The sequence below is a fragment of the Burkholderia sp. genome (assembly GCF_018375725.1).
Taxonomy (GTDB): domain Bacteria; phylum Pseudomonadota; class Gammaproteobacteria; order Burkholderiales; family Burkholderiaceae; genus Burkholderia.
This window is the reverse complement of record NZ_JAHACR010000029.1, coordinates 1-24,879: the sequence shown is the minus strand read 5'-3', so window position 1 is coordinate 24,879 and position 24,879 is coordinate 1. Positions and strand designations below refer to the sequence as shown.

General features: G+C 60.3%; 35 protein-coding genes. 5 read left to right on the top strand and 30 right to left on the bottom strand.

Annotated elements, in window-relative coordinates:
- Positions 1-112: 112 nt before the first annotated feature.
- The 27 genes from KH616_RS06740 to KH616_RS06615 form a co-directional block, all read right to left on the bottom strand.
- Positions 113-289 carry a hypothetical protein gene (locus tag KH616_RS06740; RefSeq protein ID WP_176317598.1) on the bottom strand — a complete coding sequence of 59 codons (177 nt, stop codon included), beginning with the start codon at positions 287-289 and terminating at the stop codon, positions 113-115.
- A gap of 103 nt (positions 290-392) precedes the next feature.
- Positions 393-740 carry a hypothetical protein gene (locus KH616_RS06735; protein ID WP_046196989.1) on the bottom strand — a complete coding sequence of 116 codons (348 nt, stop codon included), beginning with the start codon at positions 738-740 and terminating at the stop codon, positions 393-395.
- Positions 741-1,313: 573 nt separating this feature from the next.
- Complete coding sequence (locus tag KH616_RS06730) at positions 1,314-2,561, bottom strand: hypothetical protein (RefSeq protein ID WP_242610622.1); 1,248 nt, start codon at positions 2,559-2,561, stop codon at positions 1,314-1,316.
- 142 nt (positions 2,562-2,703) lie between these two features.
- The gene (locus tag KH616_RS06725; protein WP_292238085.1) at positions 2,704-4,707 is read right to left on the bottom strand and encodes a hypothetical protein; all 2,004 of its coding nucleotides are present in this window, start codon (positions 4,705-4,707) and stop codon (positions 2,704-2,706) included.
- A gap of 463 nt (positions 4,708-5,170) precedes the next feature.
- Entirely contained in the window at positions 5,171-6,244 is a 1,074-nt protein-coding gene (locus KH616_RS06720; RefSeq protein WP_080323281.1) for a hypothetical protein, read from the bottom strand.
- Positions 6,245-6,497: 253 nt separating this feature from the next.
- Positions 6,498-6,668 (bottom strand): hypothetical protein, encoded by a 171-nt coding sequence (locus KH616_RS06715; RefSeq protein WP_176031665.1) that lies wholly within the window; start codon positions 6,666-6,668, stop codon positions 6,498-6,500.
- Positions 6,665-7,897 (bottom strand): hypothetical protein, encoded by a 1,233-nt coding sequence (locus KH616_RS06710; protein ID WP_046196983.1) that lies wholly within the window; start codon positions 7,895-7,897, stop codon positions 6,665-6,667. The genes KH616_RS06715 and KH616_RS06710 overlap by 4 nt, the downstream gene beginning before the upstream one ends.
- 268 nt (positions 7,898-8,165) lie before the next feature.
- Positions 8,166-8,459, bottom strand: coding sequence for a hypothetical protein (locus KH616_RS06705; protein WP_179148672.1), 294 nt, complete (start codon positions 8,457-8,459; stop codon positions 8,166-8,168).
- Positions 8,453-8,857: a hypothetical protein gene (locus tag KH616_RS06700; protein WP_046196981.1), complete on the bottom strand. Its 405-nt coding sequence runs from the start codon at positions 8,855-8,857 to the stop codon at positions 8,453-8,455. Before KH616_RS06700 ends, KH616_RS06705 begins: the two co-directional genes overlap by 7 nt.
- Before the next feature lie 277 nt (positions 8,858-9,134).
- Positions 9,135-9,398, bottom strand: coding sequence for a hypothetical protein (locus KH616_RS06695; RefSeq protein ID WP_292238081.1), 264 nt, complete (start codon positions 9,396-9,398; stop codon positions 9,135-9,137).
- Positions 9,389-10,075 carry a hypothetical protein gene (locus tag KH616_RS06690; protein ID WP_046196979.1) on the bottom strand — a complete coding sequence of 229 codons (687 nt, stop codon included), beginning with the start codon at positions 10,073-10,075 and terminating at the stop codon, positions 9,389-9,391. The genes KH616_RS06695 and KH616_RS06690 overlap by 10 nt, the downstream gene beginning before the upstream one ends.
- Positions 10,076-10,283: 208 nt before the next feature.
- Complete coding sequence (locus KH616_RS06685) at positions 10,284-11,540, bottom strand: HNH endonuclease signature motif containing protein (protein ID WP_285518501.1); 1,257 nt, start codon at positions 11,538-11,540, stop codon at positions 10,284-10,286.
- Between the two features lie 154 nt (positions 11,541-11,694).
- Positions 11,695-11,907 carry a hypothetical protein gene (locus KH616_RS06680; protein ID WP_080323278.1) on the bottom strand — a complete coding sequence of 71 codons (213 nt, stop codon included), beginning with the start codon at positions 11,905-11,907 and terminating at the stop codon, positions 11,695-11,697.
- Positions 11,908-12,023: 116 nt separating this feature from the next.
- Entirely contained in the window at positions 12,024-12,371 is a 348-nt protein-coding gene (locus KH616_RS06675; RefSeq protein ID WP_080323277.1) for a hypothetical protein, read from the bottom strand.
- 98 nt (positions 12,372-12,469) lie between these two features.
- Positions 12,470-13,018: a hypothetical protein gene (locus KH616_RS06670; protein ID WP_285518502.1), complete on the bottom strand. Its 549-nt coding sequence runs from the start codon at positions 13,016-13,018 to the stop codon at positions 12,470-12,472.
- A gap of 29 nt (positions 13,019-13,047) precedes the next feature.
- The gene (locus KH616_RS25400; protein WP_046196975.1) at positions 13,048-13,368 is read right to left on the bottom strand and encodes a DUF4326 domain-containing protein; all 321 of its coding nucleotides are present in this window, start codon (positions 13,366-13,368) and stop codon (positions 13,048-13,050) included.
- A gap of 17 nt (positions 13,369-13,385) precedes the next feature.
- Complete coding sequence (locus KH616_RS06665; protein ID WP_218673148.1) at positions 13,386-13,745, bottom strand: hypothetical protein; 360 nt, start codon at positions 13,743-13,745, stop codon at positions 13,386-13,388.
- 55 nt (positions 13,746-13,800) lie between these two features.
- Entirely contained in the window at positions 13,801-14,211 is a 411-nt protein-coding gene (locus KH616_RS06660; protein WP_080323275.1) for a hypothetical protein, read from the bottom strand.
- Positions 14,208-14,489 carry a hypothetical protein gene (locus KH616_RS06655; RefSeq protein ID WP_046196973.1) on the bottom strand — a complete coding sequence of 94 codons (282 nt, stop codon included), beginning with the start codon at positions 14,487-14,489 and terminating at the stop codon, positions 14,208-14,210. Before KH616_RS06655 ends, KH616_RS06660 begins: the two co-directional genes overlap by 4 nt.
- 40 nt (positions 14,490-14,529) lie before the next feature.
- Positions 14,530-14,967 (bottom strand): hypothetical protein, encoded by a 438-nt coding sequence (locus tag KH616_RS06650; protein ID WP_080326950.1) that lies wholly within the window; start codon positions 14,965-14,967, stop codon positions 14,530-14,532.
- Positions 14,968-14,985: 18 nt separating this feature from the next.
- Positions 14,986-15,294, bottom strand: coding sequence for a hypothetical protein (locus KH616_RS06645; protein WP_080323274.1), 309 nt, complete (start codon positions 15,292-15,294; stop codon positions 14,986-14,988).
- 16 nt (positions 15,295-15,310) lie between these two features.
- Complete coding sequence (locus KH616_RS06640; protein WP_046196970.1) at positions 15,311-15,625, bottom strand: hypothetical protein; 315 nt, start codon at positions 15,623-15,625, stop codon at positions 15,311-15,313.
- Positions 15,626-15,641: 16 nt separating this feature from the next.
- Positions 15,642-16,301 carry a hypothetical protein gene (locus KH616_RS06635; protein WP_285518503.1) on the bottom strand — a complete coding sequence of 220 codons (660 nt, stop codon included), beginning with the start codon at positions 16,299-16,301 and terminating at the stop codon, positions 15,642-15,644.
- A gap of 257 nt (positions 16,302-16,558) precedes the next feature.
- Positions 16,559-16,801 (bottom strand): hypothetical protein, encoded by a 243-nt coding sequence (locus KH616_RS06630; RefSeq protein WP_046196969.1) that lies wholly within the window; start codon positions 16,799-16,801, stop codon positions 16,559-16,561.
- On the bottom strand, positions 16,795-17,439 hold the full coding sequence (locus KH616_RS06625) for a hypothetical protein (RefSeq protein ID WP_080323273.1): 645 nt from the start codon (positions 17,437-17,439) through the stop codon (positions 16,795-16,797). Before KH616_RS06625 ends, KH616_RS06630 begins: the two co-directional genes overlap by 7 nt.
- A 92-nt stretch (positions 17,440-17,531) precedes the next feature.
- Positions 17,532-18,140 carry a hypothetical protein gene (locus tag KH616_RS06620; protein ID WP_080330530.1) on the bottom strand — a complete coding sequence of 203 codons (609 nt, stop codon included), beginning with the start codon at positions 18,138-18,140 and terminating at the stop codon, positions 17,532-17,534.
- A gap of 8 nt (positions 18,141-18,148) precedes the next feature.
- Complete coding sequence (locus KH616_RS06615; protein WP_046196967.1) at positions 18,149-18,523, bottom strand: hypothetical protein; 375 nt, start codon at positions 18,521-18,523, stop codon at positions 18,149-18,151.
- 627 nt (positions 18,524-19,150) lie between these two features.
- Between KH616_RS06615 and KH616_RS06610 the strand changes: the two genes are divergently transcribed.
- The 3 genes from KH616_RS06610 to KH616_RS06600 all read left to right on the top strand — a co-directional run bounded on the left by KH616_RS06610 (position 19,151) and on the right by KH616_RS06600 (position 21,493).
- Positions 19,151-19,477 carry an H-NS histone family protein gene (locus KH616_RS06610; protein WP_046196966.1) on the top strand — a complete coding sequence of 109 codons (327 nt, stop codon included), beginning with the start codon at positions 19,151-19,153 and terminating at the stop codon, positions 19,475-19,477.
- A 165-nt stretch (positions 19,478-19,642) separates the two neighbouring features.
- Positions 19,643-20,482 (top strand): SOS response-associated peptidase family protein, encoded by an 840-nt coding sequence (locus KH616_RS06605; protein WP_046196995.1) that lies wholly within the window; start codon positions 19,643-19,645, stop codon positions 20,480-20,482.
- Positions 20,483-20,767: 285 nt separating this feature from the next.
- A complete protein-coding gene (locus tag KH616_RS06600; protein WP_012211002.1) occupies positions 20,768-21,493 on the top strand; it encodes a ZIP family metal transporter in 726 nt (241 codons plus the stop codon).
- A 22-nt stretch (positions 21,494-21,515) separates the two neighbouring features.
- Here the strand turns inward: KH616_RS06600 and KH616_RS06595 are convergent, their stop codons facing one another.
- Both KH616_RS06595 and KH616_RS06590 read right to left on the bottom strand, forming a co-directional pair.
- Entirely contained in the window at positions 21,516-22,019 is a 504-nt protein-coding gene (locus KH616_RS06595; RefSeq protein WP_009693532.1) for a hypothetical protein, read from the bottom strand.
- Between the two features lie 26 nt (positions 22,020-22,045).
- Positions 22,046-22,321, bottom strand: coding sequence for a DUF4148 domain-containing protein (locus KH616_RS06590; protein ID WP_009693531.1), 276 nt, complete (start codon positions 22,319-22,321; stop codon positions 22,046-22,048).
- 316 nt (positions 22,322-22,637) lie between these two features.
- Here KH616_RS06590 and KH616_RS06585 point away from each other — a divergent pair, with 316 nt between their 5' ends.
- A complete protein-coding gene (locus KH616_RS06585) occupies positions 22,638-23,798 on the top strand; it encodes a porin (protein WP_292238074.1) in 1,161 nt (386 codons plus the stop codon).
- A gap of 199 nt (positions 23,799-23,997) precedes the next feature.
- Here KH616_RS06585 and KH616_RS06580 read toward each other — a convergent pair whose 3' ends face one another.
- Positions 23,998-24,315 (bottom strand): hypothetical protein, encoded by a 318-nt coding sequence (locus tag KH616_RS06580; RefSeq protein WP_012211000.1) that lies wholly within the window; start codon positions 24,313-24,315, stop codon positions 23,998-24,000.
- Between the two features lie 205 nt (positions 24,316-24,520).
- Here KH616_RS06580 and KH616_RS06575 point away from each other — a divergent pair, with 205 nt between their 5' ends.
- Positions 24,521-24,805 carry a DUF4148 domain-containing protein gene (locus KH616_RS06575; protein ID WP_009693528.1) on the top strand — a complete coding sequence of 95 codons (285 nt, stop codon included), beginning with the start codon at positions 24,521-24,523 and terminating at the stop codon, positions 24,803-24,805.
- The last annotated feature ends 74 nt before the right edge of the window (positions 24,806-24,879 follow it).

The following is a 24,879-nucleotide window of genomic DNA, read 5'->3' as shown; positions in this document are numbered from 1 at the left end:
GCAGGCTGGAAAACGGACCAGCTACCGAGGGAAAGCGGTTACGAGTATAGCACCGGACTTCCTGGTGGGAATCATCCTGATCGGAATTTGAAAATGCGGAGTGGGCTTACGCTCAATCTACTTTGACAATTTCAAGGCCGTACTCGGCCATCCAATCAGCTCCGGTACCGCCGTCGCTCGTAACAACGCCGTTATCCAGCTGATTGCGGATCTGTTCCTCGAACTCGTCGATAGAGTCGCACTCCATTGCTTCGAGCTCGGCGTTCGAAACTTCAATCCTGATAAGCATTTGTCTCTTCCTTCGCCGCCGCGGCCGGCTCTCGTCTTCCGTGTAGTCAGTAGTTCTGGCGATCGATCACGGCCGTTTACTCAGCTTCCGTTGCAAAGGTTGCTCAGAACTCGTCCGAGTCCGGTTCTGTTACGGGGGCCTCGGGCATACCGGGCTTGGGCAACAGGCGGTAGTACGTCATGGCGTCGAACGTCGGCTCAGTGACGGGAAACCATGAGTTACCGTGGGTGCTACATTCAACGGGGTAGCCGTCCTGTTGCAGGGCGAACGCTAGTGCGCGGACGGCCAACGGGACTTGGCCGAACGGCTTAGCGAGTGCCTTATTCACCGACACTAGGGCCGCGCTGGAGCGAGCGCCACCGTCAACGTACAGCGTGAGGCGGAAGCCCGCGTTGTACGCATCCGAGCTGAACGTAACGAATGCGTCGTGGCCCTGCTGTTCTGCGGTCATGGTGCGTTTTTCCTATTCGAGTTCGATTACGCCCGGCTTCCAGTGCTCGTGGTTTCCGTGGTGTTTTCAGACTACCGGCTGGGCCGGTGGCACAGGATCGCAGCAGTGCGTCGGGAACTCCCAGCTTGCATCTTCGAGCTTTGGGCCACTCGCGTAAAACCAGTCGAAGTCGTCTCCGCGATCTGCCGTGACCAAGCGAGGTTCGTTCCAGGAGGGTGCCCATACCCAAAGCGCCCTACCTGCGAACCACTCTTCGCCTTCGTCAAACTCGCGCCAGTTGGCTAGTTTCATTTCCTACTCCGTTTTCCTATGGCTAAACAGTCGTCACGTTTGCAGCCGCGTCTATCGGGTTAGCGTACCCGGCAGCAGCTGGCGGAACAATCCCTATCGGAGTCCTATAAACGTTGGCTTTCTAGGAAACTTCCCCGAACCGAAACCGGGGAAAGGTCGAAATCGCGTGGATCGAGCGCGCCAATAAAAATGCCCGCCGGGCAAACCCCTCGAAAGGGGCTTGCAACGGCGGGCGGGTTCCAGCTTGATAGATCACATACCAGGTACCGGCGAGCGATCCTGCTACTCGTTGCGGTGGTTCTGCATGCGCTCACGCATTTCAACTTGGAAAGCCTTCGGGTCCATGAGGCCATACCGCGCCATCATTTTCGTGACGTCTTCCAGCGCCATGTCGCCTCTTTCGATTCGATCCGTCAGGAAATCACGGATCTCGTCTTCTCCAAGCTCCTGCTCGGCTTCCGGAAGTTTCCATTGCGCTTTCAATGCTCCGCTCGCGGTCCGGATCTCTCGCAGCAGATCGTCGATGCCTTCCTGCAGTTCATCGCCTTCGAAACCGACGATGAATGACTCGGCCTTGTCCAAGGTCGCGATCACCTTTGCCGCTGCCATAACCTGGCCGTTAAAATGCGCGACGCCGGCCGCATGATGAAACGTCTCCGGCAGATTCACGATCGCGCCGGCCTGATGCCGCTCTGGCAAAACAGCCGACGCGCGATCACGAAACACCTTCAGGGCTGCAATCGTGTCGTCCACGTCGCCGATGAGGTTCCCAACGATCTTGCCATTGGGGTCGCTCCGCAAAGCCTCATCCCAGTTGCCGATGAGTTCCTTCGCCGCAGCCTGTCCGGCGTAACCAGCCAGATTTGGCTGGAACACCGGCTCGCCGCTGGCCACATCCAACTCGACCAAGGACGCCAGCGATTCGCGGATGCCATCGACCGTCTTTGGCAGTTTCCCGCTTTCCACGGCTGCGGCCATTAGCCGGTCGTAGACAGATTGCTGCTCCTGATTCATCCGGCCATCGATCCGGCGCGTGCTGCAGTGGGTTGCGCCGGCCGCGAGAAGTCCGGAAACGGTCGTCACGCCCGATACGTTTGCTGCGTTGACAACTCCGATCACCAGCAATTCGAGGTTGGACCGCTCTTCGGCGCCTGCAGGGAGGTCCCAGGAAACAAGCGTCGCGCGATCCTCGTCATCGAGGCAGATCCCAACGTGCGGGATCTCGGCCTTATCAGCGATGAAGTAATCGAGCATCGGGCCCACTTGCTGCAGTTTCCGGTCAGCCAAGGTTTCCGACGAAACCTTCAGCTTGCATCCGATCGGATATCCCACAACACCATGGTCTTGGTAGCTTACTGCCACGCACGCGGGCGTTTCGCGCTCGACTGATTCGACAACGGCGTACTCGAAGTCGGCCGAGGCGCGTTCCTTGAGGAACGGACACGAGTTCAGATCGACCTTGTCGCCGACCTGCAGATTTTCAACGGCCAATTCCGCAACTTCCGGCAGTTTCCCTTGTTCATTGCTCATGTTGCTTCTCCAAAAAATTGATGCGAGAAGCGTCCCCGTAGCGGGAAGCGCGCTCCCCGCGAGGGTTTAAAAGGAAAATACTGCCCGCCGGGCAAACCCCTCGAAAGGGGATTGCACACGGCGGGCGGGCCGGCTCGATAGATCACATACCGGGCGAAGGCGAAACCGATTGGCCGTCTTCCTCCGGATCGATATCGAAGAACGAAGCATCCGATCCGAGCTTGGCTGCTTCGGCGTCAACCTGCTGACGCGTCAGGGCTTCGTTCGAGACCACGGCGAGACCACCGCCGATATAGCCGCCCTCACCGCACTCGTATGCGATATCGCGAAGCGACGTCGACGACAAATCTTGCCCGTCGTCATGCAGCACCGTGAACTGGATTACCGTCTTGCGAACCTTCGTCGGTTCGCCTTCCGGCAGTTTCCCGGTCTGCTCAACAGCAGCAGACAAGTACGCACGAGCCTGTTCGAGAGCCGCGGATTCCTTCATTGAAGCTGACTTGCCATCAGCAATCCACTCTTCCAGAAGGCTCGAAGCTTCGTCGAGGACCGAACGAACCGAGCGGTCACCATCGAGCTTGTTACCCCGACGGACGTTTTCGACGTCGCCCAGCACAAGCTCAACGGCACAGCCTGGCGTACCGGCCTTCTCCCAGCGCTTCTCCAGCAGATCAGCGACCGAGTACAGCAGGTCGTTCACCGGTAGTTTCACCACATTTCCCACACGGAACTCTTGCGGTGTCCATGAGGCTTGGAAGCACTGGATAACCGGCGTCACCGCTTCTTCGAGCGCGGTCAGGTAGGCCTGCTTATCCGCCTCCGTGCCCTCCGTTTCCAGATGGTACGGGCCGACGAATTTTTCGCTTTCACGTGCAGCAGCGTACCCACCGAGGACAGCGGAATACAGAGTGAAGAACCGTGCGTCATGGCTGAAAAGCTCCTCGCCGAACGCAGTGACTTCCAGACCATCCGCGAAGCGAACCTTCAGGAACGGAAGCGCCTCTTCATCCCAGTCCGTCTCCTTATTGGGATCGATACCGGCACTGACGATTTCTGCCGTTTGCCCAGAGTGGGCATGGTAGATCGCGTTGTGCTCGGACCGATCCTGCAACATTGAACTGAAGACAACTTTCAGCCCAGATGCAGCTTCCAATGCCGACGCAACCTTAGCCTCGAATTCAGCGACCGGAGACACCGATTCCTGCAGTTTCCGGGTGAAGTCGAGCGCTTCTTCGACCAACATCCATTCTGAGTCGCCCTTCGACGAGACCGGAAGATTTCCTTCCATCCGCTCCTTCGTCGTGAAACGAGTCGCAGATTTGAGGTCGCCCCAGCCGTCGTTGTTCGACCAGAATGCGCCGACCGCACCATCAAGATCTTTGTCGCCTTCGCTCAGTGAGCGGATGACGTACTGGACCTGATGGGTTTCCGGAAGTTTTCGATCCGTTGGATTTCGCTCCCACGAGTCTTTGGCAACATCGCCGAGCTGAACCCAGCCTGGTCGCCGTGCTCCATCCTCGTAGTTTGGCTGAGCTGCCAAATCACGCTCATATGCAAGCTGACCAGCCGACTTCTCCAGTTTTTCGTCGGTAGCCCACTGCGGAAGCGACTCGATCGGCGAAAGATCCCATTCTTCCGGGTCCTCGCTGACGTCGTTCGCCCCGAAAAGCGACTCAGACACATCATCCTTCTCTGCTTGGGACAGAGCAATCCACTTCAGACCATCGTGCGCCTGCGCGGCAACGAGCTTGTCGTTCGCGACATCGACCACGATACGGCATTGTGTTTCCGCACGGCCAGGTCCGAACAGATGGTTCCAGTTGCCCTCGAAAAGGCGGGGCGACAGGACGGTGTTCGGAAATTGATCGGCGAAGGTCTCATTGACCCAAGCGACCAGATCTCCACCATCGACATCACCTTCTCTCCCGAAGGCTGGGAAGATCGCACGGATATCCTTCAGAAGACCCTTGACCTGTTTGATCTCGTCCAGGTGCTCGTTCATCCAGTCAACGAGATCGGCGCCCGACACATCGTCATCCTTGCGAAAGCCAGGGAAGACGTCCACGAGACGTTGCGCGAATTCCAATTTCGTCAGATTTCCGTCGCAACGGTTGTTTTTTGGCAAGTTGTTGCTTTGCTGTTTCATGTGAGCTCCATTGAACCGCGAAGCACACAGCCCAACGGGACTGAGATGCCCCGCTTGGGTTTGAAATAGTGGCTGGGAATCCCAGCTCAAAGATGAACCGAGTATCGCCTGCTGATCGGCCTACTGCGCGAAGGCGCTTCCGCCGGCGAGCATACTTGCAAGGGCGAACGAAATGGCGACGACCGGGGACATTGCGATTTTCAGCATGGTTTGCTCCTGATAGAAACATAGGAACAAACCGACCGCTTTGGGGAACAAAGCCCCCAGAGGGGAAGACAGGATGCCGGCTAACGACAAACACGAATCACGGACGAGAAATCGACCGAGCAGGCTGGAAAACGGACCAGCTACCGAGGGAAAGCGGTCACAAGTATAGCACTGGACTTCCTGCTTGGAAGCATCCTGATCGGAATTTGAAGCCTACCGAACAAGATGCCTTTTATTGCGTTCGGGCGCTCGCGACTTAGTGTGTCTTCAACACCTCGTCCACCGTGAGCCGGCGCCACGCGGACAGTGATCGGCTCTCCGCTATCTCACTTGTGCGGTCGTCGAGCTCGTCCTTCCAAAGTTCGTGCACAGCATCCAATACCGCGGTTGCCTCCGGCTGATCAGCGACGTCTTCATCAATTTCGACCGCTATCGACTCCGACTTTTCACCGAATTGCATCCACCTCATGTTATCGAAGGCGTACTGAAAGAAGAGACAAACGACCGTCCCAAGCTGAAGACTGAGGTAGTCGTATCCACCTTCGATCACCACGGCCTTGGCGTCGCACGTGATCGAGCAGCCCTTCCCTGGCGGCCCAACGTAGACTCCAAGCCGGAACAGACCACATCCGCGGATATCACCGGTTTCTCTGTCTACCAAGATCAGACGGACATCCTTGTATTGAATGACGGATGACCGACTCACATCGCATTCGACCACTGGCGACGTCACCTCCACCCGACACACCTTCTCCGCAATCGCGGCCACGCTCGCGCCGCGCACGGCGCGAATCCGCGCAACGAATTTCTCGATCAACGCGGTTGCGTCCAGGTCCTGCGGCAGGATCTCGTAGCAGGCGAAGCATTCTCCCTCCCCGTAATCATTCGAGCCATAGTCAACCCCAGGGGATTCGCGATAGAAAAAACGATCGTCGGCCGCAAATGCCTGAAGTCGCGGCGTGCCATGCGGCACGTCAATCAGTCGCTTGGGCCGACTCAGAATGGAATGATTGTCTGCAAGAAGCGTCCAGGCCGCCACGTCCTCGGCATAGGGTGCGTCGTCGCCAAGTAGCTCCTGCAGCTTTTCGACCTGGTGCTCGTAGAGCTCGTGCAACCGTTCGAAATTTTCTGCGTCAGGATCGAGTTGACTGAACAGGGGTGTAGGCGTTGAAAACTCGTCGACCGAGCTCTGCAACTCATGCCAATTCCGATACCCAAAGATCTTCGCTACCCATTCAAGCGCAGTCGCATATTGGAGGTTAGGGAAAGCGGCGGTGAGGCTCTCGGCGACAAGCTTTGGTCGCTTCGTGTTGCGAAAGTAGGTACGCATGGACGGACTCCAGTAGGTTGAACGCCTGCGTTCCCACTTGGCCGGGCATTCTCTGGGGTCTGAGAAATCGGCGAATTTTTGCTGCACCGGGCCTGCTCGAGGCTTCACCATGACGTGGGAGGTAGGGACCGGTCTTCCCTATGGGGAAGAGTATATAGCAGCTCACTTCGTGATAGGAATCTGAATTTTTTGACACCTCCTGACAAAGTGACACCTGCTGCCAAGAAGCGACTTCGTCCGGACGGCCGGCCAACTACAACCCTCCTCCGTGCACGACTTCCGGCATGGGCGCACGCACTATCGTGGTCTGTGCGTCTGCGAGCGCCCACCCTTCAGCACTTTTCCACGCCGGGCGGCCGGCGAACTGGCCAGTCCGGGCGTAGGCGTCGATGACTTCTTCCGGTTCGGATTCGCCGTTGCTCATCCCTCGTCCTTCGACACGGCTTGCGCGGGTCGGGCGGCGATCGTCGCGCGGGCCACGCGAACCACTTCGGCAGCGCTCAGTGGGTCCGCCGCGAACCACCCGCTGCATCCTGCCGTAGCGAATATCTTGCGCACGATCTCCTCGCTCATCACCTCGGCGTGCGATGCCACCCGAGGCGTGGGCGAGAACAGCCAGCAGTTCCAGCCGCGTCCTTCCGAGTGTGCGAACGCCTCACGCCCTTCCGTTTCGGATTCGTAGATGGCGAGGCCACGCTCAGCATCGTCGAACATGAGCAACCACCGCGGTTCGCGGCGATCGCCGGGCTGGCAGTAAGGGCCGACGCCCGTGTTCGCAGGATCGTCATGCCAGGCGAACATTTCGCGACCGGTCACTGCAACCTGTCCCGCGACAGCGGCACTGGCAAAGAGCGGCACGATGGACTTCGCTGCGGTCTGCGCGCACCGGTGGACGTCACCGCCGCGGCTCGCCGTGCGGATAGCGTTCCGCACCAGAGCAACGACGGACGCCTCGTCGGCCCGAAGTTCGACGATGGCGCATTCCCGGAGTTCGAACGCATCGGGCGCCCGATCAATCACGACGCCCTCACCGCCGGCGTTGGGCGTGCAGAGGTATCGCGCAACCCGGCCGACGGGCTGCGCGGCCGCCAGATCGGAAACGTCGGGGTACAGGAAAGCGCGGGCCGCTGCTGGGAGCGTCTCGTCGGACTCGCCTGCCGCAAGCGCGGCAGAAGCATAGGCGAGCGCATATCCTCGTTGCAGTCCATATTCGAAGGCTTTCCGTTCGGCGCCGGCAATCGCTGCACGCACTTCGTCCGCGTCATACGTTACGGAAATCTGCGGCTCCCCATGAGTGGCGATGCGCCACATGGTGTGTTCGAGATTCACGCGCGCATCGTTCAGCGTTGCCTCGGCAGGGGCTGCGGCCGCGACGAAAAGCACTTCGCCTTCGAAGCCGTGGTCGTGCGCATCGTTGATTGCTTTGTCGATCGTGGCTTGATCATCCGTAATCCACGGCGTCCAGTCAAAACCCGGCACGCGGGTGCGAAAGCCGACCGGCACTGATCCCACGTTCACGTTGGCAGAGGCAAGCGCCGCCTCGATGCAGTTCCAGACGTCCTCGAACGTGTAGCTGTCGCCGGTACGATGTCGGCCGCAGGCTTTCGAAATGATTGCTTCGATCCGCGTTTCGGGCAGTTGGGTCGTATTCATCGCGATTCAATCCGGTTAAGTTGCGGTGATATTCCTGGTGCAAGGCGTCGTGACGCATCCGTTCGAAGCGGCCTCAAGGGCATCCGGGCGGCGGCGAACTTCGGTTTTGAGCCTCACCACGGCCTGGCCTCCGATCAACCAGACGTGGAGGTCCGTGCCTTCGTGCATGCCAGGCATCGGCTCAGTCCCGATGCATGCACGCTGGCGGCGAGTGTCGCGCCCGGTTCAGTGTTCGACTGGTTCCCGTTTATGGGGAAGTGGCTACCTTTCATGCGGTCGCTCGACGTTCATGCTGTTTCCCGACCGGATTTCCGTACTCATCGTCGTCGAACGTTATCGTGACTGGCCCGTGGCGCATGTCGCCCGTCATCCGGCCGTTGAGGGCGCGCTTCTCGGCAGCGTTGAGGTTGCGCCACTTGGCGATCCAGAAGTCGCCCACCAGCAGACCGCGCGGCGCGGGGCCTTGCATCTCGCCAACGGAGATCCCGCGGTCGCGGCACCACTTCTCGGCTGCGTTGCACGCCTCGAAATCGCCCGGCCGATCGAAAACGATGGTCACCATACAATCGTCTTGCCTGTGGGCATCGCCGCGCGAGCGCCGGACAGGGTCTCGCGATGGACCGATGAGGCGAACGCCAGCAAATCCGCATAGCCGATATCGCTGATGTCGCCACTTCGAGCCTGGATGAACTGATCGACCAGCGGGCGCACGGCCGAGATCTCAGCCATGACATCGCTGAAGGGACGCTCCAGCGGACCATCCAACGACGGTGCATTCCCTGCTTCCTGTCCTGAGGCGGAATGGGCAAGAGCAACGAGCGCGTATTCGATGTCGCTGTTACCCTGCTTGTCGGCGCACCACGAAACTTCGTGGAGGCTCGCGAATTCGAATTCACCGGGCGGCAGGTCGCCGACGTTCAAATATATGCGCTGCGGCGCATTCTTGATGTTCGTATCCATCGACCTCTTCTCAGTGAGCAATGCCGCGACTAGCAGCGAGTGGAAGCTCACGATACCCTTTGCGCCAGGTAATTCAAGGTGGCCGCGCGAGCCGTGCAGGTGGCCTGATCTACCGGGTTCGAACCCGTATCCGATCTACTTCCTATCAGGAAATGACGCGCAAAGTGTACCTGCCGCCGGGCGTTGAAAAAATAAAAGCCCGCTGCTCCCAAGGGAGGCGCAGCGGGCATGGTTTAAGGTTAGATGATACCAGTTGGCTGAATCGTCAGCTTTGTGTTCAACATGCCAGCCGTCGATTGGTTTCGACGATAAAGTCCGCTTCCTCTGCGGTCAGTTCATAGTCGCTCGGAACGGCGGAATCGGCCATCCCAACGTCGAAGTACGGCTCGGTAATGAAGATGCCGTCGTGCGTGATACCGACTTGCGGATAACTGTTGTCCGTCATTTCGACTTCGAGCCGGCCGCGTAGCGAAACCGGAATACTGGCCGCCGGGAGATTTAGATCGTCGAGCGTCAACGGGCTTTTCATTTTCATCGGCATTTTGCCTCTCCAGTGTATGCAAGTGGTTCCCCGATCGGGAGCGCATCGCGGCGAAGTCGGGCGAGAATTTCCGCATTCGACTCCCGACTCACGTTCGGTTTGACATCGCTCGAACGGCTTGCGATCGGAGTGATTCCACCCGGATCGAACAGAACGACCCGACCATGGATCCGGCCGATGTTGTCCACGCCCATCTCGCCCCAATCAAAGCCTTTCGTGCGTAGGACCTCGCGCATCCGCAATGCATCCGCATCGGAAACGGATTCGGTATCCGCGCGTTCCGTGAGCTCATACCGGAGGTATCCAACGGTGCCGCTTGCCAGCGGCTGCAACACTTCCGGAATGTCCGGACGAACTGCAAGATCGCCCATGCCCAATCGCAGCACCCTGTCTTCGCCAGCCTTCAACGCGACCGACGATGCGCCGCCGCCCAGAGGTTCCAACGTCACGATTCCGATCTCGTGGATGCGGTCCACAAGCGCAGAAAAATCTCGCGAGTGCAGAATATCCTGAGCGATGGGATCGGGCCACTCATCTACATATGCCCCAAAACTCACTTTCCGGGTCGACGCAAGCAAGGCGTCTCGCAGAATCGTGCTGGGTGTCTCGGCTATCCGTTCGATCCGCTTAGTGGCTCGACCAGAAAGCTTCTGGACCGGTCCGACGTGATTGTTCATAGACCTGCTCCTGAAAAATCGCGAAGCAGGCTCCCAGCGGGAGTCTGCCCCGCTGGGTTGGATGTGCATCAACGTGCGATTGAATCGCGGGATATCCCGCTGGCTGGCTGTCGGCCCAGCTACCGTCGAAGTGAGCCTACAATATACCCTAAGTTCCTGTCAGGAAGCTATCCGCGGTTGACGGCAGGCTCGCCGCGAGGCGGTGCGGCTATCGGTTGCTTTCAGCTTCGCGGAAGCTTTCGTGGCGACGCGCCAGACCCGTTGCCGAGGGCTGGTCCTCTGATCGATCCGGAATGGTCTTCAGGCGTTTTCCGTGATACTGCCAGTAGTCCGTGTTGGACAACGCCCTGGACACATGGACAACGCATCGCTCGTCGACCGACATGAGGTTGAGATCAAAAAGAGTGTGGATGTCGGTACGCAGCAGCAGGCCGTTACGGGTCGAGTAATCTGTCATAAGCGAGTGCGGCACGATGTGCGCGGCCTCGAGCAGCTCGACCACGCGGGCGCCGGTGACCGCGCAGCTCTTCCGGTAGGCGTCGAGCAATTGCCTACGGAACCGCTGCTGTCCGCGGCGCGTCTTGATCGCGCGATTCTGGACCTCGTCGTAGGTTGCGTCCTCGTCGTATTCGATGTCGCCGTCAGCCTCGATGCCGGAATCCTCCGGTTCCACCTCTCTCACGACAAGGCAGTCACCCGTACGGCTATCGTAGGCGTGGACGAACCACTCCGCGACGTCGAGATGCCGTCGTGCGACCGACGAGGCACCCTTTCCCAGCTCGTCGACCCGGCGGCGATTGCCTTCGCAGAGGATGGCACGCGCCGCCATCCCCCTCCGGAACGACTCGTGAATCGCATCATCCAGGGCTTTGGCCCGCGCCGCCTGATCGTGCGCACGCAGGCGTATTGAAGCGTCGGACGCTTCGTCTCTTGCGATCGCCAACAGGGCATCGCGCGTTTCCCGCACATTGCCGTCGAAGACGATCCGGCCAAGTGGATCGGTTGTCAGGTTCTCGTACCAGAAGCACATGGCGAAACCCTCGCTCACCGAGCCGAAGCACCATTCGTAGCAGAACCGCGGGTTGGACCTGTAATTCTCGACAGGATCGCCATGCGAAGTGCGGTGCCACTCCTCCACCGAAAACCCGGCATCCTGCAAAAGGTCGTAGAGGAGCCTCTTGGTTTGCGGCTTCAGGCCTTCCAGGTCGGACGTCATCCCATCGGCGCGGCGGAAGGAGACATGCCGGCCAGTGAGGTCGAGACGGACCTGGCGCCAACCCGCGCCGCGCCATAGCCGGCCCGGATGTCCGTCTTTCACCCCGGAATTTGACCAGTAAGGTCGGAACCGACTGGCAGTCGCAGGCAGGGAGAAGCCGAGGATCCGTTCGATCTCGTCGAACGAGAGCGTGACCTCGCTCCCGTCCAGATTGCGGAGGTAGTCTGCGAGGGGGGCGTATTTGGACATTGTCTTGCTCGCACGTTGGAAGCGAGGGGACCGCGATCAACGCCCAGGCAGACTGCCCAGGCGTGTTCACGCATATCCCCGCAGGCGCAGAGCGTAGCACGACACGGCCGGCGAGTTCCCTTCCCTGCAGCCTCCGCCCAGCACCTTCAGTGTTTCACGAGCACCGCGCGTAGCGGTTCTTCGCGACTTCCGGCAGGGCGTCCCGTCCTACGATCGCTTCTGCGAGGTCAGCCGCCCTGTTCCAGCCAATCCCCATCTGCCGCTGGATATGCGCCACGCACACCCCATCGAAGGCGATGATCTGACTTGCCTGCGATATCTCGTTCGCCGAAAGCGGTACGAGCGCTGCCCTTTCGAGAATGCCCATGTTTTCTGCCCTCCTCTCATCAATTGTCGCTTGCCGGTCGCCGGCGCCGCGCCGGCTACGACGCAAGACCGCGACCGGCCGGTAGCGGGACGCTTCCGCGCGACGTGGCTCCCCGGTCAGATGACGACGGTCGGCACGCCGCGGGCCGCCGGCGGGATCCGGGCATGTTCCGTCATGGTGTATTCGGTCCCCCCGACGATCGTCATCTTCGTGATGCCGTAGGCCGCGCCGGCGACTTTCACATCGACGGTTTCCGCACCGCCCAGCACTCTGTCGAGATCGTTCACGAGCGCCGGTGCGCCAGCATCCGGCAGCGATCCGACAGTGTCATCGGCCTTGCTCCGACCGGAAACGATATATCCGCCTCCCTTCACCTGGATCCAGATGGACGAGTACATCCCAAAGATCAACTGATCGAATGGCTTCTGATTGATGAGATTAGCGAGAGCGGCGGCTTGAGGCATAGGTTCTCCTGGTGGTTTGGGAACTACGAATCGACGACTGGTAACTGAAATTACATGTGTGTTTGGTCCGGTGCTTCTGCTCAAACCTCTCGGAGAATTCAACGGAACTCGTCGGATTCTTCGTCTCGCAGCCAACGTCGACCTTTACCCCATACGTCCTCGAGCGGGATCTCACCGGCTTGCATGACGAATTCCGCAGGATCGATGCGCCGACACGACCGGATACCCGACTGGATCAGATCGAACAGTTCCATCGGCGCACCGATCGTGCGCAACGCACGGACCAAGTTCGTGTTTGAATCAACCAGCACGACGAGCATGACATTACTGTCCGGCCTTTCCTCCGCCCACGTCTGCATCACGTCGACGTGGGCCACAATCGGTGCTGTCAGCGGCCAGACCTTGTCGCCGCCCGTTCGCAGTGCGAGCATCAGCATGCCCACGGGCAGATCGGGCGTCTGCAACAATGCGATGGCATGAGGAATGCCCTGCACGCCGGCGATATCCTCGTCCGAGACGTCCGGCAGTTGGAGAACCATCGTCAGCACGTCGCTGACGATCGTCGCTGCCAAAGCCATTTCGCCCGGGCCTGGCGATTCCAGCGGAGAGGACTGGCCTACCGCGATGGTCGTTGCGCGCACCTTCATTTCTCTTTTCCCATTACGCTTCTTCCTTCCTATTCGTTCGCAAGCTTCAACAGAACGCTCGCGTGGCAGCAATCGTCCTCGTATGGCTGTTCGGGCTTCGGACACCAGCACCCAAGATTCTTCCCGCGGAGCTCGGCACGTGCGGCCGAGACGAGCCGCTCATTCAGAGGCGCGAAGCCAAGATACAGGCTCCAGGCATGCCGACGATCTCGAACGATGCAACCCGGCAGAAACGGAGCCTCTTTGCCGACGACGAACGGATTTCCCCACTTCGTCGTACGGTCCACCTTGACGGTGTTCGGAGGCATCCGCCAGCCCTTGGTTCGCTTCAGTTGCACGCGCTCAGGCATACGATTACCCCTGTCCGTCAGTAGCCGAGCAGATCGCGAGCCGCGCGCATCGTCGCAGGAATCACGTCATGCTCGATGAAGCTCCTGCCGCTGGTGTCGACCGCAGTTGTCGCCACGGTCAACGTGCCGTCTCCGTTGAAAAGCGTCGGTTCTGGCCGATCGTGCTCGTTGATCCATTCGATCAGGCGGGCGACGCGGACAGCTGTCTGGTAAGCGGCGTACCGCTCAATGTCGTCCGCGAGCCGGGCTTCCCGCGCACAGCGCACGCAATAGGCTCGCCCCAGCGCGATCGCATAGGCAAATTGTCCGCCCAGCTTCTCGCGGGCTTCGGATTCCGGCATGTCGTCAAGCCAGAAGATTCGGTCGTCTGGAATCATTTCAATCCTTCGGACGCCGCCCGCAGCTCGGCACCCACACATCGAATTTCCCCGGCTACCTGCTTTCCAGCGCCGGCGCAGCCGACGCGTTCTGCCAGATTTCGCCCCGGCACCAGTCGATCCTGCAGCACCGAAGATCACCCATCATTTTCTCGATCATTGCGCCGTAGAACTGCTCAACCGAGTAGCGCGTCTCGAGCGAGGACGGACCCATGAAGTCGATCGCATGGTGACCCTTGATCGGCGCGAGCAGCAAATCTTCGGCCGCGTTGTGCCTGCCGGGCAACTCGAAGCGTGGTTCCATCAGCGCTTGCGTGTACGCGGTCAGAAGAACCTTCAGCACGTCGACGTAGCACATCTCGGGGTGATAGATTGCACCGAGCACGTTGTCGCGAATTCCCTGCCACGTCGGATCGCAGTTTTCCCGCTTGATGTAGCGGAAAAGCGCCTTCAGCGTCTCGTTCATCGGGTTCCCCGCGCCGGTGCGAATTTCGCAGCGAGCTTCTTGAGTGCTCCCCAGAATCCCTTGAGATCGTCGGTCGCTGAAGATGATGAGACCGGCCCGCAAAACGCCCATTCCAGTGCGGTCAGAGCCAGCGTGCCGATCTTCACGATCGTCCAGAAGTTATCGGACTGGAGGATCAGCACGAACTGGCGCAGCAGGTCTTTGTCCGGATTGACCGTCTGCAACCCGAGCAGGAAGGCAATCGCGACGGTGTAGAAGAAGTTCTTGATGATGGGCATGGTGACTCCGCGTTGATGAAGATGCAGTTGGCTACCCGGTTCAGGCGCGCACGCCCGTGACGTTGATCCGGCCGGAGATCCTTCCGACCTTGTACCGCGCGACTACCGGCGAACCGCGCGTCACTTTTTCATAGAACGAACCGCTCACGTCGATCGAATCACTGCCGATTCCGATATCGACGTCGATCGTCCATCTGTCCGGATAGAAAATCGGCGTCGGCATGGAGGTCTTGGTCGCCGCGTTGTACACGTAGATGTACTGGGTGTAGGCCGGCCGGTAGGCTTTATCCCTGACGGTTCCTTTCCTGCTGGCCTCGGGCATGCCGCAGTAATCGAGCAGATGGTAGATGCTGGCCGCACCGAGGCCGACCAGGATCACGACAAGCGCCAGCGTCACGAGAAGAAGGATGCTGCCAATGATGGTGCCGACGGGCCAGTCCATCAGACCGTCCATGAATGTGCTGATGAAGTCGCCCACGAATCGCACCGATCCCGGTTAGGCCGCTACACGCTGGCGGGGCTCTACAAATTCGACATGCCGAAGCTCGCACAGGCCAATGAAATCGGCCTTGCCGAACGCATGGATATAGGAGATTCCTCGGGCACACACCATGAAGACTTCTTCGCCGCGATGCAACGTGTATTGCGTGCGAGCAACGTCCCGAACGGTACCAACACCCGGCATGTCGTAATCGACAATGCAGATGATGCTGGCCTTGCAGGCTAACCCGGCAAGGCGCTCGTAATCTGTCGATCCGGCATACCCGGCAAGCACGAATTCTGGTGGCTGCTGTTCAGTGGACATGAGAGGGTTTCCTTGGTCAGTCATGGTCCGACGTCGTTACACGGATGCAAAGACCTCTCAGGGCGCGCATTAGCCCGGCCTGATGCTGCGCAACGACCTCCGGTGTCAACGTGCTCGCGTACCGGATGTTCTCCACTGCCGAACAGAGGTTCAACCACAATTCCTCGTCAGAAACTGTCGGTATGCCCGGACGGTCGCGAACGCCGTCAACCGAAAACGAGACGACGTCTTCAGGCATGCATTCGCGAAGCTGCTTTTCGTCGTTCGCATCCTCTTCGCCCGAGAGCGAGCCAACGACGGTATGGATCGTGAAATTGAACCGGAGCGTCATTCGCGTTTCTTCCTTGTCAGCGGATATCTTCGACATACCGCGGCGCATATTCCGCCGGCTCGTACCGCCATGCCTCGATAACCGCAGACAATCGCTCTACAGCCAGAGCTTTATCCCGATCACACATGAGCTCGAAGATCGCGAGCATCTTTCCTAACCAGACGGCCTGCCCGTGATTGCCACAGGGCTGCTGCACAACCGTTGTCAGCTGGTCCGCCCGCTCACGAGACAACGTGTGCAGATTCCAGGCAAACTCGAGCATCTGCCCGAGAGTCATTGCGCGCCGACTGGAGATCTCGCCGCCGAGAGATTCGACTTGACGGATTTCATAGTCATACAGCGGAACCTCATAGGCGCCGGTCCGACCCGCCACCTCCCTCCGGAGTCTATAGGCGATCGTGTCTAGCACGTGACCATCGTGCGTGTGGTGATAGTTCCGGTCGATGTCAGCACGGATGGCCTCGAGGCTCGTCGCAACTGCTCCGGCAAGCGTGCAGTAGTCGGAACTCACTTTCTTCAACTCGGCCGCAACGCTTTCCGCTGCCTCGCGTTCTCTAAGCAGGCAGTTGGCCGCAAACCGCTTGTCCGACCTGCACATTCGAACGGTAGTCACCAATGCAAAGCATAGCAGCGCATTTGCGGTGATCGAAATCCAAAGGCAGTACGTCATTTCCATTTTCCCTTGTGTCAGGCTGCAGAACCCACGACGTGCGGCGCCATCGCCACGCGCAGCCCCTTCTCAATGCAGCGATGCTTCGCTCCTCAGCTCCGCAACGATAGTTAGTGGTCCCGTCTGTATTCGCGCGGATTGTAGACGGCCCTCTTCCAGTCCTGTTCCGCGCGAACACGAGCCTTTCTTCTCTTACGGATGACGTACCCCGCAACAACGCAGAGAATCACCGCGATCTGCGCACCTGAGTGTGAATTCAACGTCTATTCCAGTCCGGAAATCCCCGGCGATTTGACGCCGTCCTCGTAGAACGCCCGCGCGGCCCCCGAGTAGTACGCGATCTTGCCGCAGAGCCGGCATTTCATGCGGTGCAGGTCGATATCGTCCATGGTTGAGTACTCAACGTGCTCGACGTCGACGACTTCGTTTCCGTCCGGATCTATCGACCGGTTCTCGACGGGCCGCTGCTCGGTGTGTCGGCACGTGTCCTGGTCTCGCATCAACATCCCGCTTTCTCCCATCTGGCCGATCCCGTCTCTCCGATCAGTTCTTGCATCAGCGCGTAGGTCTTCGGCGCCTGCTTGCCCTCCGCCGTCTCTTCGGCAAAGCGCGCCGCCAGTTCGTCCCATCTGGCAACCAGTCGCGACCATTCGGGAGAAACCTCGATCATCTTCTGGAACTGGTCCTGCGCGCCCGTCGCCTCGACGAACAACAGGCAGCGCCGCAGATCGTCCGGATCGTGGGGGAACTCCGTTCCGGCGTCCGCCGGCACGCCGTAGATGGCCTTGCACATCGCATTCGACGATTTGCCTCGCGCGCCTCTGCGCAGCCACATGGCGACAGCGATCAGACCGAGGTTCGTTGCGGCGAGGTAGTCGGCATGACGTTTTGCCGAAACCGGGAGATCCATGTGACGCAGCTCGTCCAGCGCGGTCGGCTCGCCGATGACGAACGTCGCGCCGATGAGGTCTGCAATATCCGTCGCCATCAGCGCCTTCTTGCTGAATCCGTGAGTCAGCATCGCGAATGAGGACAGCGGCACGGACCCATAGACGATCCGGCACCCACAGATCGTCTTGATCTTGAATCCTTCATCGCCGACCCCATCGATCCCGCCCAACTGCATCCTGAATTCATCGCTCATCTCGGCACCCCTGCTGTCCTCTGCCCATCGGTCAGGCCCGGCAAAGCTTCACCGTACCGGAACGTCGCTGCGTTTGAAGGCTCCGGCGGCCCTCACTCCCTGCTCCGGTACCGAACGCGCCGCCACGGCTGGCCGCGTGCGATATCGGCCAAGAGTACGTCGAGATCCTCTACCGACAGGTCGTCGAGCGTCCCGAAAAGCGCGGCGTCCCCGTACGGATTGCCGTAGGTCACGCAGTTCACGTCCGGAGTCAGGAAATGCCACCGGATAGGAACTCGATCTCCGCGTTTCAGGCTCCAGAGAATCTGCTCCGGAAACAGCAGACCAAGGGCATACCAGTCCTTCTCGTCGATCAGCTTCTCGATATCGGGGCGGCGGATCTGTTCGCCGGCCGCGCGGCGCTCCTCTTCACGCTTCTTGACGCCATCGTTCCATGCGTCCTCGAGCTCATCGCCATCGCACAGCAAGTTCGGGATCGGCTCCCCGGCGTACAAGTAGCCCGCGCGGGCGGCGAGCCGGTATGCTTCGGCGCAGTGCAGGTTGAACGCGTCGCTGCCGATCTCGTCTGCGACGATGCGCAGTCGCATCAGCGCATATTCGCACCGCGCTTCCAGCGCCAGCGAGAACAGGCTTTCGTGTCCTTTCCGTTCTGGATTTTCGGGTGACTGGGCCATGTCATCTCCCGAACGCGCGGGGGGCATGTCTGCCCTTACAGATTGACACCGGCGTTCCCGTTGACCGCCTGCACGATCAGCCGCGCGAGAAGCAGCGCATCCGTCATGTCTGTGACGCCCACATCCACGCTGACTGTGCCGATACGGTCAGCACTCGGCAGCGAAGGCGTCTCTGCGATATGGAAGGTCACGGCGAAAACGTTGTTCTCGCCGTCCGACCAGTCGAATCCGAGCAGTTCCCCGCTGCCGTACCGATACGGCATCAGCGAGACTTTCCTCGGGCCGACAGGCAAGCTGGCTTCGATGGCCTTGCGGATGTCCTCGGCAAAACGCTTCGCCTCGGAACCGGGGATCGGATTGTTATCCGGGCCCGCTTCGATCAGAACCTCGCTCTGGACTTCCATGTTCATCCCCTCTTCTCGCGTTATGCGCCAAAGATGGCAGGGTATGGAGAGCGCGACCGGACAGCAATCCCGAATGAGCGTCCATTCGGGCATGTTTCGCTCAATTGCGCAAGCCGATGTGCCGTTACGACGTCGCCGGCGCCGAGATTGTCGCGGCCGTCATGAGCCCGCTGTTATGTCGGGGTCAGAGCAAGGTTCTGAGCTTGCTGTGTCAGGCTATTTCAGGTACAAAATCGGCAAGGGAGCTCCCGGCCCCGGCCGCCCACACTGGCAAATCTCCGTTGAGTAATCGGGTGACTAAGAGCAGACCGTAGTGCACTCGACAGTTCTTTTTTTGCAACTCAGTTAAGTGGACTCGCTGGCATGCGCATGAGAGTTCGTTTTCGTCTTAATCCGTTGCCTTTCAGTCGTATTCCCCGCCTTGTCGCACATGCAGGAACAGAAGTGGGACTCGCAAATCCTCGGATACCGTAACTGGCACGAACTATCCAAATCCGTGGATCCCACTGTCGAACGGACGGAATCCTAGGCCATCGTGCGTCTGTTATGGGAATCTCCAGCTTCTCGAGATATTCCGCCGATCGAAGCGCTTCCTTTACCATCTCGTTTTTTTGAACTGCTCTTTGAAACATCGTGACAACTGAAATCCAGAATCTCCAGGCACAACTGCGCGATTTGAATATACGTCTCGCAGACATCAAGAAGGATGAGAGGCAGGCCTATTTGGCAACCGTGCAAGAGCATGTTGCGCTATATGGCATCACGGAGGAGGAACTGCTGCGTGCGGCGGGCTTCCGGAAGGCGCGCAAGCAGCGGGCGCCAGCACAATACTATGATCCGTCCACGGGAAAGTCGTGGTCCGGCCGCGGCCCACGCCCAAAATGGCTCGAGGGCAAGGTGCTTGACGACTACTTGGTCGACCGAGCCGCCAAGCCGTGGTGGCCCGGCGACGGTGCATAGAACTTTGCGGGGACAGCCATCACCATCGCCCCGGCAGGATATCAGGCGATTCCGAGAATTCGGACGGCATTTCTTCGTCTCGTCGCCCCTCGCACGGCGCGAATGTCGCTCTCGTCCGCGTCTCGTCCATTATCATCGGGTGAAACCTACAGACCGGAGGTTGCCGTGTGCTATTCGGCTCAGATTGAGGCGGATTACCGGAAGTACGTGAGGGAGTTCGGTGCGGACCTGGACATCGAGGAGTTCACCCACCTCTTCTTTGAGCGAGTCCAAGGAAGCAGGGCGGTGGTGCCGAAAGGTGTCGAGGACGCGTTCGCCCATCCGGAGACGGACGAGGAGCGCCAGGCGAAGACGTTCATCGACGAATTTCGAGCGCAGCAGGTGACGAAGCTCGAGCAGGCCATCTTCAAGCAGCGCGAGCGCCTGGCCAAGGCAGAGCGCGTGCTGCAGACCAAGGTGACCAAGGCCGCCACCGAAGACAAGCGCATCGCAACCAACAAGATCGACTGGTCGCTGCGCCAGCTCGAGGATCTCCGGCGCACCACGCCGAAAGATCGCGATTCGCGAATCTTCCCCAGCCACTACGCACCGGTGATGGTGATGGAAGACGGCCGGCGCGTCGTCAAGCCGATGCGGTATCTCTGTCGCATTGCGGGCAAGCCGGCCAATTACGATGTGCGCTTCCCCGGAACTTACAACTCGCGGCTCGACAACCTCGAGGGGTTCTGGCGACCGCTCTTTGGTCACACGCATGGCATCCTCATCGTCGACAAGTTCTTCGAGAACGTGAAGCGTCACAACCTGGAGCACCGGGAGCTCGCCGAGGGCGAAGAGGAAGAAAACGTGGTGCTGGAATTCGCGCCGAACCCGCAACACCGGATGCTCGTGGCCTGCCTTTGGTCGCACTGGTCGAACGGCAAGGACCCTGATCTGCTCTCCTTCGCCGCCATCACCGACGAGCCCCCACCCGAGGTGGCGGCCGCCGGCCACAACCGATGCATCTGAATACTATTAGCCGTTAGACGATCGTAACTCGTTGATTGAATGTGGATTTTGACAACGAATAGTTTGCCGCGCGCCGGCCACGTTAATACGATTCAATAATCGTCAGCTATCCTCCGACTGAGTTTCCAGCCATTGTCAAATGCCACGATCCTGAAGTCCCTTCCGGGTATTCGATCCCTAATTCGCCGTTGGACGAGTTCGCTGCCGCTTCCGGCATGACGGAATCGTGTATCGCTACCTGGCTTCAGCCCTACCCGCCTGCCACACGCCAACCGCTTGGACTCCATGACACCGACTGCAAAGCTCGCCTTGCTCACGTTACCGCCCGTGCTGGCGGCCTGTTTCGGCGCCCTCGCGGCCGCTTGGCGAGCGCCGGGCCCGAAAACGTCGAGCGTGATCCAGCATTTCACGGGCGGCATCGTGTTCGCGGCCGCCGCGCTTGAACTGCTGCCCCAAGACCGTGCGCATGCGTTGATTCCGGTCGTCGTCGGTTTCGTGCTCGGGATCGCACTGATGCTCGCGATCAGCGAGCTATCCGGATCGATCGAAACGCGCTTCGAGACAGCGCGGCTGCCGGTGAGCCTGATCATCATCACCGCGATCGACCTCGTCGTTGACGGCCTGGTGCTCGGCATTGCCTTTTCCGCGAGCGACGAAAGCGGCATCATCCTGACCGTCGCACTGACGCTCGAGGTGTTGTTCCTCGCCCTTTCGGTCAGCGCGGCGCTGGCCGCGGCTGGCATCGGCCGCTTGCTGTCGATCGTCGTTCCGGTCGCGCTCGCGGCCCTGCTGAGCGTCGCGGCCGTTGTCGGCAATGCGGCGTTCGCCGGGCTGCCGGCGAATATCTATGCAGCGCTGCTGGGGCTGGGCACCGTCGCTCTGTTGTACCTCGTCACTGAGGAACTGCTGGTCGAAGCGCACGAAGTGCCCGAATCGCCGTTCGCGACGGCTTCGTTCTTCATCGGCTTCATCGTGTTCTTCCTGATCGAAGGATCGGTGAAAGTCGGATGAACCGGGCGTAACGGCGCGGCGGTTACCAGGTCGTCGCGCCAGTCGGATAGGTATCGACGATCCGCGTGCCGTTGACCGGCGTGACACCCTCGTCGCGTAACGCGGTCCAGAGATCGATTGCATGTTCGCGCGACTTGCGGCTGCCGTCGTCGGCCAGCACGTTCAGCGCGATCACTTCGTCGCGTGTGGTCAGCTGCAGTTGCTCCTTCAGCTTGCGTGACTGATGCGACGCGGTGCGAACGTCGCCGAGCATGATCCGCGTCTCCGCGACCGCCGAATCGTCTCCGGTATCGGCCGGCACGAACGTCAACCAGCCGTTGTCGACTTCGCATAGCCCGCGCGCAAACCTCGCGGTCCACGCGCCGGCTGGCACGACCGCGAATTCGCAAAGCATCCGCTCGTTCGCGCGGCTGCCGACGTCGTGGGCCGGCGCGTGCGACAGCGCACGTTCCGGCCAGCCTGCCGCCGTCGCGGCCGTCGACATCAGGCACGCCGCCAGCACGATTCCTTTCACGATATTTCGCATCGCCCCTCCTTTTCTTGAATCAACGATCAAAGCACCGCGAAGCGGTTGTCGTGCGCGTCGACCATCGGCATCTTCTCGCCACGATGAACGGTCGAGCGATGAACCTCCTGATTTCGCGCGACGGCGGCCGGACTCGCCGGATAGTCGTGATTCGGGCTCGGGATCACGCCGTCGTGGCGCGCACGCACGAGTTCCTGAAACACTTCCTGGCGGCTCTTCGGCTGCGCGGCCACGGCCTGCGAGAAGGCGGCAATCGACAGCGCGACGGCGGCAATGCCGATCAGCGGACGCGGAATGTTCATGGGGTGGGCTCCTTACTGGAATTCCGTGACAGGAGCCGTCACTTTGATCCCGCGGCGGTGCGGATGCGTGACCGCTTCATGACGCTTTCGTCACCGTCCGCGCATCTTGTACATCGCAGTACGAATCGAAATCACCGCATGTTTCCGCACGCATGACACCGCGATGACATTTTTCTCATTTGTCCATCACCTCCACGATCCGAACGCTTTCCAGAATCGCCACCGCAATCGCGATATTCCGGCCCGTCGCGACACAAGTTCGGCGCCGGCATCGAACGATGCACGAAACGATCACCTTCAACTTCAGGAACACACCATGAATAATCCGGTTCGACTCGTCATGATGTCGGGAGCGCTGCTGACGACCGCGCATGCTGCGCATGCCACGGAAGTGATGCTCTACGGCTTGTTCGATACTTCGCTTACGTATGTGTGGAATGCCGATGCGCAAGGCAAGAACCTCGTCGGCCTCGGTAACGGGAACCTGCTCGGCAACCGCTTCGGCGTGAAAGGCGCGGAGGATCTCGGCGGCGGGCTGAAGGCGATCTTCACGCTGGAAAACGGCTTCAACCCAAACACCGGCGCGCTCGGGCAAGGCAACCGGATGTTCGGCCGGCAGGCGTTCGTCGGGCTGGAAAGCGCGCGCTGGGGGACGCTGACGATCGGCCGCCAGTACGATGCGCTCGCCGATGTCGCATGGCCGATCACCGGCGATTTCTACTTCGGCAGCGTGTACGCGACGCCCGGCGACGTCGATAACTACGACACGTCGTCGCGCACCGACAACGCGGTGAAGTACACGTCACCCGTGGTCGGCGGCTTCCAGTTCGTCGGCATGTACGCGCTTGGCGGCGTAGCCGGCAAGAGCGGCGCCGGGCAAACCTGGTCGGCCGGCCTGTCGTACAGCAACGGCCCGTTCGACGCGTCAGGCGGCTACTACTACGCGGCCAACCGTTCATCGCTCGCCAATGGCATCCGGACCGGGTGGAACGGCACATCGGACGGCACATTCGACGGGTCGCTCGTCAACGGTGGCTATATCTCCGCGAAATCGATCGGCATCGCGCGCGGTGCGTTGCGCTACACCTTCGCGCCGTTCACGGTCGGCATCGACTACAGCAATGCGCAGTACAAGGCCGATGCGACGTCGGCCTTTCGCGGCACGCAGAAGTACGACACCGCGCGCGGATTCTTCAACTATCAGACAACAGCCAGCCTGCTCGTCGGCGTCGGTTACAGCTACACGAAGGCGCGCGGCGATACGAGCGCGACCTACCATCAGGTGTCCGCCGGCGCCGACTACGTGCTGTCAAAGCGCACCGATCTCTATGCAGTCGGCGCGTGGCAGCGCGCGAATGGCGAACAGCGCACGCTCGACGGCGGCACGCAGCCAGCGCAAGCGTCGATCGGTTCCTACGGCTACGGTGGTACGCGCACGCAGGGCATCATCAATCTCGGATTGCGCCACCGGTTCTGAATCACGGCGATCAACCATGCGGGCCGTGTGACGAAAATTTCATGTTCCGATCAACTTCGCGATGTGTCGTGGCGCTACGATCGGAACGGTGGCGGGCCCTGCCCGCTCCCATCCACGCAGCGGGTCGCTGCCACACGGCACGATCACGCATTGGGCCCGGACTCATCGAGTACCGGGCTTTTTTTTGGGCGTTCGACGATCACGGCCTGGAATTAGACTGCGGGAACAGGCATGGATGCGTCTTAACATGCATGTTCGGATTACCGCAGCGATGCCCGGCGTAGTCTACCTGCTCGCCCGGCATCAGATTGGCCGGTGCCGCCTTGCGGGCGGCGGCAGTGGTATCGGAACGAGTCGATACGCAGCCCGCGTACAACGGGACGGTCAGGGCTGCGATCAAGGCGAGGCGAATGGCGGGACGAGGCAATTTCCGGTCCGGAATGAAGGTCTGAACGACGCCGCCCGCGATCGATGCGGCTGTCGCGATCGGCACGAATGCCGCCGGCGCATCGGCCAACGGCGGGCTTCATGTTCCGCTTCCCGCTCATCGCATCCGTGACGCGAACATGACGATTGCGTCATATCGACCGAGTCCGTCCAGTACATCCCGCACCTCGCAATCTGACGCATTTTTCATCTCGCTATCACGATCACGCACGGCTGCTTTCGCATACTGGGTCCATGGTTCGCCACCCGGCGGCCCTGATCAAGGAGAGCACTCGATGAAAACGGCAAAACTCGCAGCACTGTTCGTCACCGCCACGCTGTCGCTCGGCATGGCCACGCAGGCCGCGTTCGCCCAAACGCAAACGCAGGGCAAGTCCCGCACGCAGGTGATCAACGAACTGAAGCAGGCACAGCACGACGGCATCGTGCCGATCAACAAGACGCAGTACCCGCCGACCGCCGAGGTCGTCGCGCGCAACAAGGAACTGCACGGGATTTCGGTCCATGGCGGCGAGAAGAAGCCGCAGACCGACAACCACGACGCCCTCGCCGCGAAGTAATGAACCGCAGCCACACCGCCGCCGGCGACGCGCCGCGCGAGGCCGCCTTGCGGCGAACGCGCGGGAGTGTCCGC

What these genes read in the sequence shown, in the direction of transcription:
- KH616_RS06655 (WP_046196973.1), bottom strand. Translation starts at nt 14,489, where the DNA reads ATGCCCATCATCAAGAACTTCTTCTACACCGTCGCGATTGCCTTCCTG.
- KH616_RS06600 (WP_012211002.1), top strand. Translation starts at nt 20,768, where the DNA reads ATGACACCGACTGCAAAGCTCGCCTTGCTCACGTTACCGCCCGTGCTG.
- KH616_RS06675 (WP_080323277.1), bottom strand. Translation starts at nt 12,371, where the DNA reads ATGCCTCAAGCCGCCGCTCTCGCTAATCTCATCAATCAGAAGCCATTC.
- KH616_RS06640 (WP_046196970.1), bottom strand. Translation starts at nt 15,625, where the DNA reads ATGACGCTCCGGTTCAATTTCACGATCCATACCGTCGTTGGCTCGCTC.
- KH616_RS06645 (WP_080323274.1), bottom strand. Translation starts at nt 15,294, where the DNA reads ATGTCCACTGAACAGCAGCCACCAGAATTCGTGCTTGCCGGGTATGCC.
- KH616_RS06635 (WP_285518503.1), bottom strand. Translation starts at nt 16,301, where the DNA reads ATGGAAATGACGTACTGCCTTTGGATTTCGATCACCGCAAATGCGCTG.
- KH616_RS06705 (WP_179148672.1), bottom strand. Translation starts at nt 8,459, where the DNA reads ATGGTGACCATCGTTTTCGATCGGCCGGGCGATTTCGAGGCGTGCAAC.
- KH616_RS06730 (WP_242610622.1), bottom strand. Translation starts at nt 2,561, where the DNA reads ATGAGCAATGAACAAGGGAAACTGCCGGAAGTTGCGGAATTGGCCGTT.
- KH616_RS25400 (WP_046196975.1), bottom strand. Translation starts at nt 13,368, where the DNA reads ATGCCTGAGCGCGTGCAACTGAAGCGAACCAAGGGCTGGCGGATGCCT.
- KH616_RS06690 (WP_046196979.1), bottom strand. Translation starts at nt 10,075, where the DNA reads ATGAACAATCACGTCGGACCGGTCCAGAAGCTTTCTGGTCGAGCCACT.
- KH616_RS06670 (WP_285518502.1), bottom strand. Translation starts at nt 13,018, where the DNA reads ATGAAGGTGCGCGCAACGACCATCGCGGTAGGCCAGTCCTCTCCGCTG.
- KH616_RS06735 (WP_046196989.1), bottom strand. Translation starts at nt 740, where the DNA reads ATGACCGCAGAACAGCAGGGCCACGACGCATTCGTTACGTTCAGCTCG.
- KH616_RS06680 (WP_080323278.1), bottom strand. Translation starts at nt 11,907, where the DNA reads ATGGGCATTCTCGAAAGGGCAGCGCTCGTACCGCTTTCGGCGAACGAG.
- KH616_RS06665 (WP_218673148.1), bottom strand. Translation starts at nt 13,745, where the DNA reads ATGATTCCAGACGACCGAATCTTCTGGCTTGACGACATGCCGGAATCC.
- KH616_RS06575 (WP_009693528.1), top strand. Translation starts at nt 24,521, where the DNA reads ATGAAAACGGCAAAACTCGCAGCACTGTTCGTCACCGCCACGCTGTCG.
- KH616_RS06620 (WP_080330530.1), bottom strand. Translation starts at nt 18,140, where the DNA reads ATGCCCCCCGCGCGTTCGGGAGATGACATGGCCCAGTCACCCGAAAAT.
- KH616_RS06720 (WP_080323281.1), bottom strand. Translation starts at nt 6,244, where the DNA reads ATGCGTACCTACTTTCGCAACACGAAGCGACCAAAGCTTGTCGCCGAG.
- KH616_RS06660 (WP_080323275.1), bottom strand. Translation starts at nt 14,211, where the DNA reads ATGAACGAGACGCTGAAGGCGCTTTTCCGCTACATCAAGCGGGAAAAC.
- KH616_RS06695 (WP_292238081.1), bottom strand. Translation starts at nt 9,398, where the DNA reads ATGCCGATGAAAATGAAAAGCCCGTTGACGCTCGACGATCTAAATCTC.
- KH616_RS06590 (WP_009693531.1), bottom strand. Translation starts at nt 22,321, where the DNA reads ATGAACATTCCGCGTCCGCTGATCGGCATTGCCGCCGTCGCGCTGTCG.
- KH616_RS06595 (WP_009693532.1), bottom strand. Translation starts at nt 22,019, where the DNA reads ATGCGAAATATCGTGAAAGGAATCGTGCTGGCGGCGTGCCTGATGTCG.
- KH616_RS06630 (WP_046196969.1), bottom strand. Translation starts at nt 16,801, where the DNA reads ATGTTGATGCGAGACCAGGACACGTGCCGACACACCGAGCAGCGGCCC.
- KH616_RS06710 (WP_046196983.1), bottom strand. Translation starts at nt 7,897, where the DNA reads ATGAATACGACCCAACTGCCCGAAACGCGGATCGAAGCAATCATTTCG.
- KH616_RS06700 (WP_046196981.1), bottom strand. Translation starts at nt 8,857, where the DNA reads ATGGATACGAACATCAAGAATGCGCCGCAGCGCATATATTTGAACGTC.
- KH616_RS06685 (WP_285518501.1), bottom strand. Translation starts at nt 11,540, where the DNA reads ATGTCCAAATACGCCCCCCTCGCAGACTACCTCCGCAATCTGGACGGG.
- KH616_RS06715 (WP_176031665.1), bottom strand. Translation starts at nt 6,668, where the DNA reads ATGAGCAACGGCGAATCCGAACCGGAAGAAGTCATCGACGCCTACGCC.
- KH616_RS06615 (WP_046196967.1), bottom strand. Translation starts at nt 18,523, where the DNA reads ATGAACATGGAAGTCCAGAGCGAGGTTCTGATCGAAGCGGGCCCGGAT.
- KH616_RS06725 (WP_292238085.1), bottom strand. Translation starts at nt 4,707, where the DNA reads ATGAAACAGCAAAGCAACAACTTGCCAAAAAACAACCGTTGCGACGGA.
- KH616_RS06625 (WP_080323273.1), bottom strand. Translation starts at nt 17,439, where the DNA reads ATGAGCGATGAATTCAGGATGCAGTTGGGCGGGATCGATGGGGTCGGC.
- KH616_RS06740 (WP_176317598.1), bottom strand. Translation starts at nt 289, where the DNA reads ATGCTTATCAGGATTGAAGTTTCGAACGCCGAGCTCGAAGCAATGGAG.
- KH616_RS06585 (WP_292238074.1), top strand. Translation starts at nt 22,638, where the DNA reads ATGAATAATCCGGTTCGACTCGTCATGATGTCGGGAGCGCTGCTGACG.